The sequence below is a fragment of the Sporosarcina obsidiansis genome (genome assembly GCF_009651005.1).
In the GTDB taxonomy this organism is placed as follows: domain Bacteria; phylum Bacillota; class Bacilli; order Bacillales_A; family Planococcaceae; genus Sporosarcina; species Sporosarcina obsidiansis.
Genome location: NZ_WHVW01000002.1, coordinates 282,814 through 299,873 on the forward strand (window position 1 = coordinate 282,814; position 17,060 = coordinate 299,873).

General features: G+C 40.7%; 18 protein-coding genes. 6 read left to right on the forward strand and 12 right to left on the reverse strand.

Annotated elements, in window-relative coordinates; all coding sequences use genetic code 11:
• Positions 1 to 40: 40 nt before the first annotated feature.
• The 4 genes from menC to cyoE form a co-directional block, all read right to left on the reverse strand.
• Positions 41 to 1,153: an o-succinylbenzoate synthase gene (gene menC, locus GD002_RS02930; RefSeq protein WP_153730831.1), complete on the reverse strand. Its 1,113-nt coding sequence runs from the start codon at positions 1,151 to 1,153 to the stop codon at positions 41 to 43.
• Positions 1,154 to 1,172: 19 nt separating this feature from the next.
• Positions 1,173 to 1,985 (reverse strand): GNAT family N-acetyltransferase, encoded by an 813-nt coding sequence (locus GD002_RS02935; protein ID WP_153730948.1) that lies wholly within the window; start codon positions 1,983 to 1,985, stop codon positions 1,173 to 1,175.
• A 14-nt stretch (positions 1,986 to 1,999) separates the two neighbouring features.
• Positions 2,000 to 3,127, reverse strand: coding sequence for a M20 peptidase aminoacylase family protein (locus tag GD002_RS02940; RefSeq protein ID WP_153730832.1), 1,128 nt, complete (start codon positions 3,125 to 3,127; stop codon positions 2,000 to 2,002).
• Between the two features lie 148 nt (positions 3,128 to 3,275).
• Positions 3,276 to 4,196, reverse strand: coding sequence for a heme o synthase (cyoE, locus tag GD002_RS02945; protein ID WP_408020069.1), 921 nt, complete (start codon positions 4,194 to 4,196; stop codon positions 3,276 to 3,278).
• Positions 4,197 to 4,734: 538 nt separating this feature from the next.
• Here cyoE and GD002_RS02950 point away from each other — a divergent pair.
• From GD002_RS02950 to GD002_RS02960, 3 genes are read left to right on the forward strand one after another with little or no spacing between them, the layout of a single operon-like run.
• Positions 4,735 to 5,727 (forward strand): ABC transporter substrate-binding protein, encoded by a 993-nt coding sequence (locus GD002_RS02950; protein WP_228548262.1) that lies wholly within the window; start codon positions 4,735 to 4,737, stop codon positions 5,725 to 5,727.
• A gap of 13 nt (positions 5,728 to 5,740) precedes the next feature.
• Complete coding sequence (locus GD002_RS02955; RefSeq protein WP_456242923.1) at positions 5,741 to 6,694, forward strand: ABC transporter permease; 954 nt, start codon at positions 5,741 to 5,743, stop codon at positions 6,692 to 6,694.
• The gene (locus GD002_RS02960; protein WP_153730834.1) at positions 6,691 to 7,917 is read left to right on the forward strand and encodes a quaternary amine ABC transporter ATP-binding protein; all 1,227 of its coding nucleotides are present in this window, start codon (positions 6,691 to 6,693) and stop codon (positions 7,915 to 7,917) included. Before GD002_RS02955 ends, GD002_RS02960 begins: the two co-directional genes overlap by 4 nt.
• 62 nt (positions 7,918 to 7,979) lie before the next feature.
• On the opposite strand, the gene cobT is transcribed toward GD002_RS02960, so the two are convergent.
• On the reverse strand, positions 7,980 to 9,017 hold the full coding sequence (gene cobT, locus GD002_RS02965) for a nicotinate-nucleotide--dimethylbenzimidazole phosphoribosyltransferase (RefSeq protein ID WP_153730951.1): 1,038 nt from the start codon (positions 9,015 to 9,017) through the stop codon (positions 7,980 to 7,982).
• 222 nt (positions 9,018 to 9,239) lie between these two features.
• On the opposite strand from cobT, the gene GD002_RS02970 reads away from it, so the two are divergent.
• Positions 9,240 to 9,740, forward strand: a complete 501-nt coding sequence (locus GD002_RS02970; protein WP_153730835.1) for a ferritin — start codon at positions 9,240 to 9,242, stop codon at positions 9,738 to 9,740.
• Between the two features lie 36 nt (positions 9,741 to 9,776).
• Here GD002_RS02970 and GD002_RS02975 read toward each other — a convergent pair whose 3' ends face one another.
• The 5 genes from GD002_RS02975 to GD002_RS02995 form a co-directional block, all read right to left on the reverse strand.
• Positions 9,777 to 9,977, reverse strand: a complete 201-nt coding sequence (locus GD002_RS02975) for a cysteine-rich CWC family protein (protein ID WP_153730836.1) — start codon at positions 9,975 to 9,977, stop codon at positions 9,777 to 9,779.
• Positions 9,974 to 10,123: a hypothetical protein gene (locus tag GD002_RS02980; protein WP_153730837.1), complete on the reverse strand. Its 150-nt coding sequence runs from the start codon at positions 10,121 to 10,123 to the stop codon at positions 9,974 to 9,976. Before GD002_RS02980 ends, GD002_RS02975 begins: the two co-directional genes overlap by 4 nt.
• A 15-nt stretch (positions 10,124 to 10,138) precedes the next feature.
• Complete coding sequence (locus tag GD002_RS02985; RefSeq protein WP_153730838.1) at positions 10,139 to 11,137, reverse strand: Era-like GTP-binding protein; 999 nt, start codon at positions 11,135 to 11,137, stop codon at positions 10,139 to 10,141.
• Positions 11,138 to 11,263: 126 nt separating this feature from the next.
• On the reverse strand, positions 11,264 to 11,821 hold the full coding sequence (locus tag GD002_RS02990; RefSeq protein WP_153730839.1) for a DUF420 domain-containing protein: 558 nt from the start codon (positions 11,819 to 11,821) through the stop codon (positions 11,264 to 11,266).
• 59 nt (positions 11,822 to 11,880) lie between these two features.
• Positions 11,881 to 12,780 (reverse strand): LysR family transcriptional regulator, encoded by a 900-nt coding sequence (locus tag GD002_RS02995; RefSeq protein WP_153730840.1) that lies wholly within the window; start codon positions 12,778 to 12,780, stop codon positions 11,881 to 11,883.
• Between the two features lie 126 nt (positions 12,781 to 12,906).
• On the opposite strand from GD002_RS02995, the gene GD002_RS03000 reads away from it, so the two are divergent.
• Positions 12,907 to 13,884 carry a DMT family transporter gene (locus tag GD002_RS03000; protein WP_153730841.1) on the forward strand — a complete coding sequence of 326 codons (978 nt, stop codon included), beginning with the start codon at positions 12,907 to 12,909 and terminating at the stop codon, positions 13,882 to 13,884.
• A gap of 366 nt (positions 13,885 to 14,250) precedes the next feature.
• Here the strand turns inward: GD002_RS03000 and GD002_RS03005 are convergent, their stop codons facing one another.
• Positions 14,251 to 15,867 carry a methyl-accepting chemotaxis protein gene (locus GD002_RS03005; protein ID WP_153730842.1) on the reverse strand — a complete coding sequence of 539 codons (1,617 nt, stop codon included), beginning with the start codon at positions 15,865 to 15,867 and terminating at the stop codon, positions 14,251 to 14,253.
• A 99-nt stretch (positions 15,868 to 15,966) separates the two neighbouring features.
• Complete coding sequence (locus GD002_RS03010; RefSeq protein WP_153730843.1) at positions 15,967 to 16,335, reverse strand: universal stress protein; 369 nt, start codon at positions 16,333 to 16,335, stop codon at positions 15,967 to 15,969.
• A gap of 188 nt (positions 16,336 to 16,523) precedes the next feature.
• Here GD002_RS03010 and GD002_RS03015 point away from each other — a divergent pair, with 188 nt between their 5' ends.
• Positions 16,524 to 16,943 (forward strand): hypothetical protein, encoded by a 420-nt coding sequence (locus tag GD002_RS03015; RefSeq protein ID WP_153730844.1) that lies wholly within the window; start codon positions 16,524 to 16,526, stop codon positions 16,941 to 16,943.
• The last annotated feature ends 117 nt before the right edge of the window (positions 16,944 to 17,060 follow it).

Here is a 17,060-nt window from a genome sequence, read left to right on the forward strand (position 1 = left end):
GTCTAGCACAATCTATAGTGAATTGACAATCACTGTCTGACTATTCAGCTGAAAATACCCATTGATCCACTGTGAATCGATTAATCGCTTCCATGTTAGGTTTATAGCCAATCCCATCATCACTAGGCACTGTAATATAGCCTTTTTCCGCCACTACTTCTGGTATGATAATATCTTGTTCCCAGTATCGCGAAGAACTTGCCGTATCTCCAGGTAATGTGAAATTTGACAACGTCGTCAAGGCAACGTTATGAGCACGTCCAATTCCCGATTCCAGCATTCCACCACACCACACGTCAATCCCTTTAGCGGCACAATAATCATGAATTTTCTTCGCTTCTGTCAAGCCACCTAATCGACCAATTTTAATATTAATAATCCGGCAACTACCGAGTTCAACAGCTTTCCGCGCATCCTCCAACGAATGAATACTTTCATCCAAGCAAATAGGAGTCTCAATCTGTTTTTGAAGCACTGCATGATCAATAATATCATCAGACGCAAGTGGCTGCTCGATCATCATCAAATCAAAAGGATCTAGCTGTTTCAATAACTCCACATCATTGAGCGTATATGCGGAATTTGCATCCGCCATCAATGGCACATCAGGAAATTCCTCTCGAATCGCCCGAATTACATCCACATCATAACCTGGCTTAATTTTAACTTTAATTCGCTTATATCCTTCTTCGATAAACCCTCTCACATTTGCAAGCAAGTCTTCCACATTTTTTTCAATACCAATACTGATCCCTACTTCAATCTGGTCACGTGTGCCACCTAACGTTTCAGCTAGCGTCATCTTGTTGCGCTTTGCATATAAATCCCAAATCGCCCCTTCAATCGTCGCTTTAGCCATATTGTTCTTTCTGATCGGTGCAAACAGATCATTCACTTCATCGGGATGTTGAATTGTCTTGCCTAGCACAGTAGGAATCAAGAAGTCACGGATCATATGAATACACGTTTCCGTTGTTTCTTCACTATACCAAGGATAAGTAAATGCTACAGATTCTCCCCATCCTTCATGACCAAACTCATCTTTTATCGTTGCTAACAAGAAATCCTTGTCATGGATTGTTCCGAAGCTTGTTGTAAATGGATGCTTCATCGTCATGTTCATTCTGCGAAGTTGAATACTCTCAATTTTCATCTCGGATACTCCTTTCAATTTATAACGGGATGATAGAACGCTTGCAAAAACGATAGTATTGCACACTATCTTCCGTTCGGTGCACGTCAATTAATGCAAAGCCAGCATCGCATAACTGTTGAAATATGTCTCTAGTTTTCATTCGCCAATCATACGCCAACTGAGGCTCTTCTGCTTTCATTAGTTGGATATGCTTAGGCACAGGCACTTCTACTCCTTCTGAAGCTAGCCATTCCTTTTCTTCAGCACCATGTAAAATGGGATGGTTTTGTTCGGACAGACTTAGGGCGAAAGGTCGCTTATATACGAGTTCCTTAGGTTGCCATTGCTCCTTTACCCGCGGACTATCTATCCACCACGCCACTTGGAAACGATCGGTCGGTAAACCTTTATTCAGTCCATCTTCCATTTCACCGTAACAATTGACAATATAATCGTAACAAACTCCATACAGTTTCGAAGTATTCAAGTAGGCATTACGGCTTTCCAACGGATCAAATGTCCAGACTATCAATTTGTAGCCCATCTGTCGCGCTATAAGAAGTTGCTCATCTTTCAACAGCTTCCCGATGCCCATCAATTGGAATTCCGGATCAACCCCGAGCATATGGGAACACAAATACGATTGCCCTTCAGAGAACCCCGGAAAACTGTACGAAAAGCCAATCATGCGAGCATCAATAAATGCACCGACAATTAATCCACCATTTTTCATTGCAGTAATCGTTTGATGAACCGGAATCGGTTCCATCCCCCAAATTTGTCTCTCCAGCTTTTGCATTGCATACATATCTTCGATTGTTGTTACTTTTCTAATATGGATATCTTTCATCACAGGTGCACCTTCTATTTTTTAGATTGAAAAGCTAATTCAATAGCATGAGTCAGAATTTGAATTCCCGTCACCAATGACTCTTGATTAAATGTCATATGAGGGTGGTGTAGGCCTGGCGACAGACCACATCCTAGACCAAGCATCGTGCTTTTAACTGTTGGACGGTGGACAGCATAAAAATGAAAATCTTCCCCGCCAGGCGTAACGATTGTTCGGACCATACGATGTTCACCAACAGTTTTCGAGATCGCCTCAGCCATGATCTGTTCTGCTATCGGATCTACTTCTGCAGCTACCATTTCCGCCATCACTTCATATGTAATCTCTACTCCATGCTGCTGGCTGACCGCTGCGATCACGCGCTGGACATGGCAATAAAGTTCCTCCATGACCTGATTCTCTTGCGCGCGCAAATCCAAACTGAATTTAGCCGTTCCTGGAATAATATTCGCAGAGTCACCACCCGCTTGAAACATCGTCATTTTAGCTGTATGCGAAACCATTGGATTACAATGAATACCTTGCAATGCGTGCACTAATGAAGCACCGACTTCAATTGCATTTTGTCCTTGATGCGGTCGCGCGCCATGTGCTTCCGTTCCCATAATCGTCCCAGACACCATCTTTGCGGCACCATGACGTAACGAAGCAGATGAACTACCATCATCCAGCTCATCCATAGCTCGCAAATGCACGCCAAATAAATAGTCCAAGTCATCGATAATTCCTTGCTCTAATACAGCCAACGCACCCTTACCTTTTTCCTCCGCCGGCTGAAAAATCACTTTAAGTGTTCCTTTAGATGGTATTCCAAGTTCCCTAGCTAACAATAAAGTACCAACAGCCATCGTCATATGACCATCATGACCACAGGAATGATTTGCTCGGTACACACCATCGACCTCTTGCCACAACGCATCAATATCCGTCCGCAATCCTACGACTGGCGTTCCTTCTCCTATCGTCACTGACAATCCTGTCATCCCTTCAAATAATGATACTTCGAAACCTTCTCTTTCGAGTAACTCCTGCAAATAACGCGTAGTCTCTACCTCTTGCCAACTGACCTCTGGATGACTATGCAGATGCTCAAACACTTCTTTCACTTTCGGCTTCAACAAATCCAATTGTTCATTCATCTAAACGCCTCCCTTCTTCATCTCTGCAACCTATGTACCAATTCAATTAACATAAAAAAAAACAATTTTAGATAGACTAGCAATCCTACTCAATCTTACCATAAAAAAAGACCTCTCTTTCACGTAAAGTGAAGAGAAGCCTTTGCTATCAAAATGTCCATAAAATCATCATCATAAACAATAATGTCATGTAATTGACCGAATATAAAAACATCATATGCGCCCACTTGTGATTATCCTTGGCATAAAAACCATAGACACTTGCTGCGATATAGCCCACATTCATCAACGTTGCAATCACGATAAAAGCCGTACCGAACATCGGCAACAAAAACGGCATAGGCAATAAGCATAAAACATATATCAACATTTGGCGTTTTGTAAAATCAAAGCCACGCACAACGGGTAACATCGCTACATTCGCTGCTTTATACTCATCATACTTCTTCATAGCAATCGCAAATGTATGCGGCATTTGCCAAATAAACAAGATCGAAAACAACACGATCGGTACAATGTGGTTCGCCGACATCACAGCAGCCCAACCAATCAGCGGCGTCACTGCGCCAGATACGCTTCCGATCACTGTATTTAGTGTATATTTGCGTTTAGACCACATCGTATAGGGTATTACATACGTAAACCATCCGATAAATGCGTAAATCGCTGCTTCCATAGTAGTAAATAACAATAAGGACATACCGACACCAGATAATCCCAGACCAATATTCAAGACGGTTTTCAAGGCAAAGCTTCCTGTAACTGTCGGACGTTGCTTCGTTCTTTCCATAAAGGTATCAATATCCGAATCAAACCAGTTATTCATTACAAGGGCACCCGCCATTAAGAAGGTGCTTCCGATCATCGTTAACCAGAAAACAACCCAATTCCCTGCAAGTGTCATTCCTGAAAAATGTAGTGCCAGCCAGTACCCTGCAAATACGGGTAAGACATTCGCTATAAGTACAGGTCCTTTAACCAATGATTTAATATCTGAGAAGAAGGCAGACGCCGAGCGACTATGGGTAGTAGTCGGTACAATATGGACTTCTTTCGTCATTAGATCCATTCTCCTTTTCTACATACGTTCCATATCAATAAATTCTATACATCTAACTATATCATTTTCTTAAAAGCGAAATCAAAAAAACACGATAATTCCTCAAAAACTGTTACAAAACTTTGTCCATGGGTATTTTTAAAACAAAATAACTCACTTTCTTTCGTAACTTCCGATCAGACGACTCTTCGTCCAATCGCACAACAATTTCCTCACTTTTTCGACTCCCTAAAAACCTATATCCCCTATAGGATGGAGCGTACAATAATTCGTCTTACATGACCTATGAAGATATTATTTTTATATAAACATTTCAAACAATACCAACTCCAAAAAGGAGGGGTGTAAAAGAGTTTTCTAAATTATTAAATTGATATTATTTTTACTATCCTGTAAACTAACTAACTAGCAACACGAAAAATAATGATAGTTTTTCCTTGATTTCTTCAACTCTCCCGTTTTTTTTACGTGTGACTGTATATAAGAGATTCGAGTAAAAAATATCATTTCGTGATGAAAAAATAACAAACAGAAGGGGTTTGATTTTTTGAGAAAGATTATGTTGTTTTTCTCTATGTTCGCATTACTACTTTTAACTGCTTGTGGTAACAGTGCGAGTAAAGATTCAATCGATGTAATTAAATTTGCAGATGCAGGATGGGACAGTATTCGTGTCCATAACAGTATCGCACAAATTATTTTAGAAAAAGGTTACGGTTACAAAACAGAAGTAGTAAATGGTACTTCCACTGCAACATTCCAGGCGTTGCAACAAGGCGATATAAATGTTTATACAGAAGTTTGGTCGGATAACTTAGGCGAAGCGTATACAAAAGCAATCGATAGCGGAGACATTGAAACTGTTGCGACGAACTTCGACGACAACTCGCAAGGTTTGTATGTTCCAACATACGTTATAAAAGGTGACCCAGAGCGTAATATTGAAGCGGTAGCTCCCGATTTAAAAACGGTAAAAGACTTGGAGAAGTATCCTGAATTGTTTCAAGATCCTGAAAACAAGAAAATGGGTCGTATCATCGGAGCACCATCAAGCTGGTTAGTCAGTAAGTACTTAGATGAAAAAATAACTACCTATGGATTAGATAAAAAGTTTATGTATTTGGCTCCAGGTTCAGATTCAGCTATCGTAGCTGATTTAGCTAGCGCATATAAAAAAGGTGAGCCATGGGTAGGGTATTACTGGTCTCCTACTTGGGTCACCGCATCATACGACTTAACGCTTTTGGAAGACGAGCCATTTGACCAAGCGGCTTGGGATAAAGACAAAACAGGTGAATTCCCTCCAAACGATGTATTCGTAAGTGTTCATAAAGACTTGAAAACACAAGCTCCCGAAGTAGTGGAGTTCCTCAGCCATTACGAAACAAGCAGTGCATTAACGGAAGAAGCATTGGAATATATGGGTGAAAATGATGCAAAACCTGAAGATACTGCAAAATGGTTCATGAAAGAACATGAAGACCTTTGGACTCAATGGGTACCAGAAGATGTTGCCGAGAAAGTAAAGGCAGCTCTATAAATGAACATGTAGATTGCCGGGGTGGACAACATTTCCATCCCCTTCTTCATTCACTACTTCACTAGAGAAAGAGAGGGACAGGCTAGTACGAACTAGCTTAACGCCTATGACAGAATTCCCCAGTGTACGTATACCAATAGGTGATTACGTTGAAAAGTTTATTGATTTTCTCGCTATGAACTTCGGTTGGCTTTTCGATTTCATCTTCATCATCGCTTCCACAACTATCCGCACTATTGAAACGACACTATTACACACTCCTTGGTGGGTGATCATGTTTATCGTTTTCTTGTTGGGATGGTATTTCAACAATGTATATGGTGGTTTACTATTCGCATTCTTCATCTTTTTGATCGGTTCATTCGGATTATGGACGGAAACGATGACCACTGTTGCGATTATTGTAATTTCTGTTGTCCTTTCCCTCGCAATTGGAATTCCGGTTGGTATCCTGATGGCATTCAGTCGAACATTTTCCGTTATTATGCGGCCCCTATTGGACGCGATGCAGACAATGCCTACTTTCGTTTACCTGATACCTGTAATTTTCTTCTTCCCTTTAGGAAATGTACCTGCCATTATTGCAACGATTATATATGCGTTACCACCCGTCATTCGGTTAACGGAACTCGGCATTCGAAACGTCGATGATGAAGTGATCGAGTCTGCTGAATCATTTGGATCATCGCGCAATCAAATGCTCGTAAAAGTACAGCTTCCTCAAGCTTTACCTACGATGATGGCAGGTATAAACCAGACAACGATGATGGCATTATCAATGGCTGTTGTAGGTTCAATGGTCGGGGCGCATGGTTTAGGTGAACGTGTATTGTACGCCATCAACCAAATCAATATTTCATTAGGATTTGAAGCAGGAATTAGTATTGTATTTTTAGCTATCATTATTGACCGTATCACCAATGGAGTGGCGGACCGTCTACAAAGCTTTAGGAGGAGATCAGCATGACCGTCAAAATCAAAGTAGAGAATGTCACAAAGATTTTTGGTCCACGTCCTAAAAAAGTCATTCCATTAATTGAAAAAGGAGCTTCTAAACGAGAAATCCTAGACAAGACAGGGCATACGGTCGGTGTGTATAATGCCAACATGGAAATTATGGAAGGCGAAACATTCGTCATCATGGGTTTATCAGGAAGCGGAAAGTCAACGTTAATTCGTTGCTTTAACTTGTTGAACAAACCGACATCAGGTGCCATTTACGTGGATGGAGAAAATATCGTCAATTACAACAAAGAACAACTAAAATTTTTCCGACAAAAGAAAATCGCAATGGTGTTTCAGCACTTCGGGTTATTTAGCCACCGGACTGTGATGGAGAACATTGAATATGGTCTTGAAATCCGTGGTCTTTCAAAAAATGAACGCCGTGAAATCGCTCAAAAGCATATTGAGACGGTTGGGCTAAAAGGTTATGAGAATCAGTATCCTGATGAACTATCAGGGGGTATGCGCCAACGTGTTGGGATTGCACGAGCACTTACGAACGACCCCGATATCTTATTGATGGATGAGCCATTCAGTGCCCTCGATCCGCTCATTCGAAGAGAAATGCAGTTGGAACTTTTAGATATTCAGACACGCTTGCAAAAAACGATTATTTTCATTACACATGACGTCAATGAAGCGTTCCGTATAGGTGATCGTGTTGCTGTCATGAAAGACGGAAACGTAGAGCAAGTCGGAACACCAGAAGATTTATTAGAATCACCCGCAAATGATTACATTATCGAATTCACACGCGAAATTGATCGTTCGAAAGTTCTTCAAGCAGAGCATATTATGTCAAAGCCATTGAGCGTCATGAATGGGAAAGACGGATTACATGTGGCGATCAAAAATATGGAAGAACAAGGAATTTCTAGTGTGTTCGTCACGAATCGCGAGCGTCAATTACTTGGATTAGTGACCATCGATCAAGCTATCGATGGACTGAAAACAAGAAAGACCATCGATGAGGTGATGTCTACTGAGGTCGTAACGGCTCATCCCGAAGAATATGTGCAAGACATAATTCCGCGGGTGCTTGATTCTAAATATCCGTTGGTCGTGGTAGATGAGACGAACAGAATCAAAGGAATCATCTTGCGCGTCCATGTGCTAGCGAGTATTATTAGCAACTCACCAGACAACGAAGAGGTAAATCAGACAGAACCAATCGAGACGGTTTGATCAAGTGGAGTAAAAAACAGGGGAAGAATGGCTGATTGCCATTTCTACCCCTGTTTTTGTAGTCAGTCATTCTTGCCAGAGACACCAGCGCTTGCAAAAGTAGCCATTTCTTGAATCATGCAGACTGCTGATTGAATAATACTAAATGCTACTGCTGCCCCTGTTCCTTCACCTAATCGCATATCCAACGATAAAATTGGTTCCTTCCCTAAATATTCGAAGGCTTTCAGATGACCAGGTTCCATCGATTGATGGCCTAATAACATATAGTTTGCTGCTCCTTTTCCGATTCTCTCCGCAATACAAGCTGCAGCAGTCGAAATAAATCCATCCAATATGATCGGTATTCGATTGGAGGCAGCAGCCAACATCGCCCCTGCCATTGCCGCTATTTCCAGACCGCCGACTTTCATTAAAACGTCATAGCCATCTTGCGCATTGGGCTGGTGAAAAGCCAGGGCTTTGCGCACCACTTCAATTTTATGTACATGCTGTTCAGGAGAAATGCCTGTGCCATACCCAACGAGCTCAGCGGGATCTAATCCAGTCACTGATGCCACTATTGCACTGCTCGTCGTCGTATTGCCGATACCTACTTCCCCCACTACTAAACAATCTACTCCTTCGTCGAAAATAGCTAGCGCTTCTTCATAGCCTATTTGTAACGCTCTTTCTACTTCTTCTCGTGTCATCGCTGATTCCTGTAAAAAATTCTGGGTGCCTTGACGAATCTTACGGTTTTTCACAGGCTCCATAAATTGGTTCCCTATGACGCCCACATCTACCAGTGAAAATTCGGCTTGTTGCTGTCTTCCAAACACATTAATGGCTGCTCCACCTTGCGCCATATTGTCCACCATTTGACGTGTCACTTGCTGTGGGAAAGCAGAAATTCCTTCCTCGACAATTCCGTGATCAGCAGCAAAAACGATGATACCTAGCTTGTTCATCACGGGCTTTCGCTGGCCTTTCATTTCAGCTAACTGAATAACGATTTTCTCTAATTTCCCTAAACTTCCAATCGGCTTTGTCAGTGTATCCAAGTAAGTCGCAGCCTCAGCTCCAGCCTGCTCATCCAATTCAGGGATTATGTAGTTAATCAATACGATTCCTTCTTTCCACTTGTAGTATATATATGAATTCTATTCATCTATAAAGTATATCATCAGAGTTCAGTTCCCGCTTGCCCTGACTATTTTTCTAAATAAGGCTAGGCATTCGAAGCTTCATACGGGTATACTAAGATTTAGACAACGCATAATAGATTTACTATGCACTTATCAGGGTATAGGATAGTAACAGAACAAAAGGAGACGATGCAGATGATCAGCGAAAAATTAGCACAAGCACTGAATAAACAAATGAACAACGAATTTGCCGCAGCACAAACGTACTTATCTATGGCTTCTTACTGCGAATATTGCAATTATAGTGGGTTTGCCCATTACTTTCTACAACAAGTAGAAGAAGAACGGCAACATGCCATGAAAATCTATTCTTACTTAAATGACCGTGGAATCCGTGCCATCATTACTGAAATCCCTGCACCTGCCACTTCTTTCGACAGTCTCGTTCATACATTTGAAGTCGCGTTGGAACAAGAAAAAGAAGTAACAAAATCATTTTATACTATTATGGATATGGCCTGGGAAGAGAAGGAACATGCGACAATTTCATTCCTAAATTGGTTCTTGGACGAACAAGTTGAAGAAGAAGCAACCTTTGATAAACATATTGAATACTTGAAACGAATCCGTGAAGACAAAAATGCGCTATTTATCTATGAAAAAGATTTAGCGACACGTTCATTTTCTGAAGAATAAAAATAGACAAGCGTTGGTCGCTAGACCCTCGCTTGTCTATTTATTTCCGCTGATTCGTTCCAAACAATTTGGACAAATACAGTGTTTATCCAGATCTTCTTTCGGTATTTGACGGAACACTTCTTCTGGGAACTCTTTATTTGTACACCAGCAATCCCTTTTTTCTTTAGGTAGCCCATTTCCACACTGGTTGTTCCCTTTACAGATAGGACATACATCCTTTACCTCCTTCTTCATAAACGATGTTTGTCCAATTCCGCAGTATTTTTCTTCTCCAGTTTTTCTACTCGTTCTTCCAATTCCTTATTACGCTTCATGCTTTCCATCGAATATAACCCTGCCAATAAAGCCACAACGAACGTTGCGTAATTAAACCACTCCATACACCCAGCCCCTTTTTACTTATTTCGTTTCAAATACATTTTATATACCTTTTTCAATGTATCAGGAGTTAAATCCATATCATGTTCATACATATATTTTATGGCATAGCCAAGAGCGACTGTCATGGAACCCGCTACACTTGCCGCTACAACCATGCCAGCGCCCGGTATCACTTTGACAATTTGTCGGAATGCCGTTTTGCCGACATTTCCCACCACCGTTGCTATAATTAATTCCTTCGCATGATCTTTCGTGACAGGTTTCCCGTATAAAGTAGAGAGCTTCAACATGAGTCCAACCTGTAAAGTAGTCAACGGAACAAAATCTGCTCCAGGAATGGGAGCTGCTCCAATGGCTGCCGCTGACCCTCCCGCCGCCAAAATCCAACGTTTCGCGATGGATGATTTATCCGCCATATTCGCTGCAAGCAAAAGATCTTTATTCGTTTCTTTCAATTGCTGAAGAATCTCTCGTTGCAACAGTTCCATATGCTCACCTGTCTTAGAGGAGATCGGAATGACAGGATAGCCAAATTCAGTATGCTCTAGTATGTAGTTCACTAAACTCGGGATATCCTCAGCTGCATCTATTTTATTCAGCACAATGACAATTTTCTTGTTGAGGGTAGCAATTTTATTCAGTGATTTAAGTTCTGTATCTGAGAGCACCGTGCCTGCAGCATTCAGAAAAAATAAAATCACATCGGCTTCATGATAAAAATTCAATGTCTCCTGTGAATGCTCTTGGTTAATATCATCGAGACCTGGAGTATCAACAAACAGGATATTTTCCCTATAATAATACTTTTCCACCTCACGTGTCTCTCCAGGCTGCGCTCCCACTTCCGCCACATTTTTCTGCATGAGTCGGTTCAACGTAGAAGACTTGCCTGCATTAACATCCCCGATCATTGCGATCAAAATTTCTTTCTTCAGTTGTTCATTAATATCGTCTGATTCTTGTTGGAAAATCTCATCAAACGATTCATCCGACATAAAATTTGGAGAGTTCATTCGTACACATCCATTCGATTATTTATTGGAAATATTCGGTTTACTATGTTGTAAAAAAGCATCAGTCAACGTAACTCTTCTGACTGATGCTTTGCTCTGTTCAATTATTTAAAATGATATCTTCCCTTAATAATAAGGTGAAATCAGTATATATACAAGTACACCAGTTAAACTTACATATAACCAGATCGGCATCGTCCATCGCGCAATTTTTCGGTGACGTGCATTTTCCATATTCCAAGCTCGCGCGACGCTCGTTAACGCTAGCGGCACAATTACAGCAGCTAATACAATATGAGAGAACAAAATAAAATAATAAAAACCAGCCATGAAACCACTGCCACCATAAGGAGTGGACTCTGCTAGATAATGATAAGCGACATACGTGACTAGAAACAAAGCAGTCGTACAGAACGCGGCATAAATAAAGCGTCTATGCACTGTGACATTCTTTTTCAATATAGCGATGAGTGCAGCCACTAAGAATAGAAATGTGAAACTATTGAAAATGGCATTTAAAAGAGGCAAGATCGTAATATCGAAAGCAGTAAAGTTCTCGGCACCCGGCAAACCTGACAGCACACCAATCGCCCCGATTAACACGATCGAAATAGCAATGATCGCTGGTCGATAATTACGTTTTTTGAATGAACTGGGACTACCTGTTTGATTGCTGTAATTCATCTATTGACACTCCAATTCTATAGTAATAACTTACCCTCCATATTAGCATAAGTAACCTATTACGGACGTAAACTTTGTGTCGAATTTTGAAATTGATCCAATGTTTCTTGATGGAACTCTTCTATTACTTCTATAAACTTCTGGATCGTCGGTGTCAAATAAGAATCTGAACGACGCACAAAAACCGTTTTGATTCGACTATATTTCGGTGGCAAATGATAGCAATAGACGAGTTCTTGCTCGACAAGATGAGCTACCGTAGATTTCGGTACGAATGTCACGCCGAGCCCAGCAGCTACACTACCCAAGATCGTTTCCAATGTACCAAATTCCATCATTTTTGTCGGTTTTAATTTTTCATCCTCCAACCATAACTCTAGTCTTGCACGATAGCCACACCCTTTACTGAAACATAGGATGGGTTCGTCTTTAATATCTTCTATAGATTGAAATGGTTTGTCGGATAATAAGACTAACTCCTCTTCCAATACTTCGTGGATCGCTAAATCAGAATGTGTGGCACCTTCCGAAATGAATGCCCCATCTAATTGATGATGAAGGACTTTATATTGCAGTTGCTCTGTAACGCCTGTAAATAAAGATAAATCAACTTGTTTATATTTTTTATTATATCTAGACAAAATGATAGGTAGATTGATCACAGTTTCTACTGAGCCAATTTCCAGTTTCCCAGAAGGTTCTTTATCATTTTGTACTACCTTCCTCATTTCATTCGTTAAGGAAAGGATTTTCTCACTATAGACTAACAACCTCTTTCCCTCTGGCGTCAAGATCATCCCTCGATGATGACGATTAAACAAAGGCGTTTTTAACTCGTTTTCTAATTTTTGAATACGAGACGTAATATTGGATTGTACATAACGTAACTCTTTTGCTGCTTCTGTTATGGTTCCTTTTTCAGCTACCATCTGAAAAATTTCCAAATCTTTAAATTCCATTTTACTCCCTCTTTCTACTCCTCTTTTAGATATCATTAATAATGATAGTATACATCATTATTATTCGTTTTACATGATGTCTATTATTTAGTTTACTAGAGTAAGTAGTTAAGGAGGTTTAGTCAAATGAAAAACAAAATACTATGGGGTGCAGTCCTGTGCTTTATCGCCAGCGCATCGTGGGGTGCCATGTTCCCTGTTGCAAATAGCGCATTTAAAACAATAGATCCTTTTTATTTCACATTAATCCGCTATGTATCGGTAACCGTTTTACTTGTCATCTTGTTGTGGTGGAAAGAAGGGAAACAGGCATTTCAATTGGAAAAACGAGGACTTTCTCTATGGTTCTTCGGAACGATGGCATTTGTGGTGTATAACTTATTTATCTTCTGGGGGCAAGATTTAATGGGTGAGCCAGGAATTATGGTGGCATCCATCACAGAATCTATGATGCCAATGATCTCCATCGTCATTGTGTGGCTGATTAGCCGGCACAAGCCACATGGTTTTACATTAGCGTGCGTATTTACCGCGTTTATCGGTGTCATGCTAGTTATAACAAAAGGAGATATATTTTCGTTTTTGACAGCTACAGATGATATCATACCTTCATTGCTCATCTTTTTGGCAGTTGTGGGATGGGTCGTTTACACGATGGGCGGCGATCGTTTCAGTGATTGGTCATCACTTCGTTATTCCACTTTAAGCTGTCTACTCGGTACCGCAACAGCTTGTGTCGTCGTCTTTTTCGTTACGTTGACAGGATATATTTCCGTTCCTACTCTAGCAACCGTGCAGAAGGTCAGTCCACATATGCTATTTATGATCATCTTTCCTGGAATTATTGCATTGCTTGGATGGAACGTCGGAGTTCGAATTTTATCTCCATTAAATGGCTTATTATTCATTAACTTCGTGCCTGTAACAACTCTTGTCATTTCATTTGTGCAAGGTTATCAATTGACCGTATTCGATTACATTGGAACCGTATTTATTATCGCCTCACTAGTTGGTAACAACCTGTTCTTGCGGCTACAACAAAAACGTAAAAACGAGGCGAAGCAATACAAAAAGCAATCTGTGCAGCCAAGTGTTTCATCTTGAGGTAGGTAAATAAAACGGGGCTGGGACAAAAGAATTTATAGAGTAAAAAACCCGAACTATTCCAGAACAGTCACTTTATGTTTTGGAAATCGGTTCGGGTTTTCCTATTACAAAAAAGTACCGTCTTAGAGACTCTCCGGGGATTCGCGCTACAGACGGACGCGTTTCGCGGGCATGGCTTGAGCCTCCTCGTCGCTACGCTCCTGCGGGGTCTCAAGGCTCATGCTATTCCCGCGGAAGTCGCCGCCTTCCGCTCCAATCCCTACTTTTTGATATACAAAGCACACTGTGGTGTCTTTATAAATGTTCGTAATTTTAAATGAAAAAGATAGATATGTCCCAGCCTCGTTTTTTATAGGTATTCAATCAAAATGTAAAACGATGAACGATGCGATTCAGTGCGGCCGCTTGATCTGTGAGTCTAACAGCATCGCTTGCCAACTGCTGGATGCCTTCGACTTGCTCATCCATTCCTGCGACTGTTTCTGTAACATTTTCCGTGAATTGTTCAGAAATGGTCGTAATCTGTTCAATGATTTTTTCAATCTGTTCCCCATCTTTAATCATCTCTTCTGCATGGCGACTATTATTATTGACAGCCGCTTTTGTATCAATAACCGCTTCATTCATTTGATGGATGGATTGACCCGCAACTTGGACGATCTCTACGCCTTCTTGGATCGTGTCGGTATTAGACTCCACTTGCTGTACGGCACTTTTCACTTCATTATTCGTCTGCTCCAATGTCCGCACGACATCATTCGCAAAGTCGTTCGTTTCCTCAGCGAGCTTACGGACTTCATTGGCGACAACGGAAAACCCGCTACCCGCCTCTCCTGCACGAGCTGCTTCAATGGAAGCGTTCAATGCCAATAAATTTGTCTGCTCCGCAATTTTAGTGATCAGAGAGACTTTTTGGATGACTTGGTTAATATCTTCTGCCACCCGCATAATCTTTTGCGAAGACATATGAACTGCATCATTAATCTGTTGCATCTTTTGTTCGGACTCTTCAATTGCCTGACTACCCTCCGCTGCAGCTTTAGAAGCATTTTCTGACTTTGAAAGCGTTTGCTGAATGCGAGCTTCCATCTCCCGAATTCCTTGCATCATCGTCTGCACCATGGCGTTCGCAGACTGCAAAGATGACAACTGTTGCTCCGTTCCACTCTGGAAGGTTTGCATGGTGTTCCCGTATGCGGTGAAAACGCTTGATAGACGCTTTGCTTCCGCCGCTTGATCTTGGCTGATTTTGTCAACTATTCCGGATGATTGATCTAACTCTTTTACAATATTTTTTGTGCCAATCACCATTTTGTTAATTTCAAATCCAATTTGATTAAATTCTGATCTCGATCGCTCACTTACTTCCGCTGTTAAATCTCCTGCTGAGATCTTTCTTGTCACTTGGCGCCAAGAACGTATTCCTTTCATCACAATTTTATAGAGGGTGATGATCATGAGAGCAGAAATGGCGAGTGAAGTGAAGGCGAATGTTACTCCTTGATTGAGAGTTAAATTAAAAAGGTACGCGATATATGCCATGACAATGGATGGTAACAGGATGGCGGCTGTCATTCCATAGAGAATATACTTTTGATGAACAATTCGTCCTAAGCGAAGACTATACCGAGTACCATTTGTCTTCATGATCGGCATAGAGGCGTCGATTAGACGTTCACCCGATTGTCTTTCATAAACTTGTAGTAAAGGCTGATCCGTATTTGCGGCCTTCAAACCAACAGGATCAGAAAACAACGTTCCCTCCCAAAGCCTATTCGTATGAATGTAACTGCGACCTGTTTCATCCACGATGACAAAGTATTCATCATCTTGCAATTCATCGTCCAATAGTTGGTGGAGTTGTTTATAGTTTTTATTAAATGACAGCTCATTTTCCACCAGAGGTTGAATGCGTTTTGTTACTCGCTCTACTTTGCTAAGTGCTCTCCTTGCTGAAGATGTCCTCAAAAGTTTCTCCATTCAACTTCCCCCATTCATACCTATCTACTATATATTTACTATATCATATGGTGAGATAAAAGTAATAAGTATTTTGAATTTTGAAAGTAGCATATAGCTTTACTCAGCATGTTCCGGAATGAGTAGCACTGGACATTTCGCTAATAATAGTACTTGCTTGCTCACGCTTCCAATTGCTTCTTCTTTTCCTTTCCCTACGGCCATTGCAATAAATCGGGTTTCTTTATCATTTGATTCTGCAATAATTTCCATTGCGGGGATGCCTATTCGGACTTTGGCAGAATATTTGACTCCTTCTCCCTGTAGCATGTGACCTCCTTTTTTGATGGTAGGCAAACCGAGTTCTTGTAGAGACGGTTGGATATTTAAAAGTACGACCTCGTCCCCGTATAAACTAGCTAATTCAATTGCATGATGTATTACTTTAAAGCCAGCATTCGAACCATCTAGTGGTACTACGATTTTCATGTAATCCCCCCTAATTATCTGTCGTCGAAAGGTATCAGTATATTCTAACTAAAATTATTGCTAGTTTGATTGTACATCATTATTCCATATCTTCCAATCTAAGTATAAGTCATGTAAATTGATTCACGCAGATTATTCTATTACACTGTTTTAATGAAATATTTCAGTCTATCTAGGAGTGATTTGCAATGAAGAAATGGTGGATACTACCGGTGCTCGCTGTGTTTTTAGTGGCATGTGGAAATGAAACTCAAGAACAACCAAAAGAAGATGATGCGATTTCGGTGGATAGCATAGAACCAGAAAAGAACACCACTGAATCGACTGATAGTGAGATGTCGCCAGAAGGAGAGCAAGAGACTCCGCCTGTTTCATTTGATTCTGAACTATCCGCATTTGAAGAATTTGCTATCTTAGCAGAAAATATTCCTCTGGATGAATTAACTTCTCACATTGAAACAGATAATCCAGGGAAGCGGATCATTCTGTTCGAGAACGAAAGTGGAAAAAAGGTCTATAAAAGTATTTTTGTGAAGCATGATCAGTATTTGAAGGTCATTGATTTAGAAGCAGATCAATTACTATTTGAAGGTAATGTAGAGAAATAAAAGAAGAGATTGTCCGAAAGTCTTTTTCACCTGACTTTTTGGGCATCTTTTCTTTTTGCGTAGATGTTTTTTTTGTTTGATAGGAAGATTTGGATATTAAAAAAATAAGGGTAAACG

Bases quoted from the DNA above. Each gene is read 5' to 3' on its own strand.
- menC (WP_153730831.1), bottom strand. From the start codon at position 1,153: ATGAAAATTGAGAGTATTCAACTTCGCAGAATGAACATGACGATGAAG.
- GD002_RS02935 (WP_153730948.1), bottom strand. From the start codon at position 1,985: ATGAAAGATATCCATATTAGAAAAGTAACAACAATCGAAGATATGTAT.
- GD002_RS02940 (WP_153730832.1), bottom strand. From the start codon at position 3,127: ATGAATGAACAATTGGATTTGTTGAAGCCGAAAGTGAAAGAAGTGTTT.
- cyoE (WP_408020069.1), bottom strand. From the start codon at position 4,196: ATGGATCTAATGACGAAAGAAGTCCATATTGTACCGACTACTACCCAT.
- GD002_RS02960 (WP_153730834.1), top strand. From the start codon at position 6,691: ATGACCGTCAAAATCAAAGTAGAGAATGTCACAAAGATTTTTGGTCCA.
- GD002_RS02970 (WP_153730835.1), top strand. From the start codon at position 9,240: ATGATCAGCGAAAAATTAGCACAAGCACTGAATAAACAAATGAACAAC.
- GD002_RS02975 (WP_153730836.1), bottom strand. From the start codon at position 9,977: ATGAAGAAGGAGGTAAAGGATGTATGTCCTATCTGTAAAGGGAACAAC.
- GD002_RS02980 (WP_153730837.1), bottom strand. From the start codon at position 10,123: ATGGAGTGGTTTAATTACGCAACGTTCGTTGTGGCTTTATTGGCAGGG.
- GD002_RS02985 (WP_153730838.1), bottom strand. From the start codon at position 11,137: ATGAACTCTCCAAATTTTATGTCGGATGAATCGTTTGATGAGATTTTC.
- GD002_RS02990 (WP_153730839.1), bottom strand. From the start codon at position 11,821: ATGAATTACAGCAATCAAACAGGTAGTCCCAGTTCATTCAAAAAACGT.
- GD002_RS02995 (WP_153730840.1), bottom strand. From the start codon at position 12,780: ATGGAATTTAAAGATTTGGAAATTTTTCAGATGGTAGCTGAAAAAGGA.
- GD002_RS03000 (WP_153730841.1), top strand. From the start codon at position 12,907: ATGAAAAACAAAATACTATGGGGTGCAGTCCTGTGCTTTATCGCCAGC.
- GD002_RS03005 (WP_153730842.1), bottom strand. From the start codon at position 15,867: ATGGAGAAACTTTTGAGGACATCTTCAGCAAGGAGAGCACTTAGCAAA.
- GD002_RS03010 (WP_153730843.1), bottom strand. From the start codon at position 16,335: ATGAAAATCGTAGTACCACTAGATGGTTCGAATGCTGGCTTTAAAGTA.
- GD002_RS03015 (WP_153730844.1), top strand. From the start codon at position 16,524: ATGAAGAAATGGTGGATACTACCGGTGCTCGCTGTGTTTTTAGTGGCA.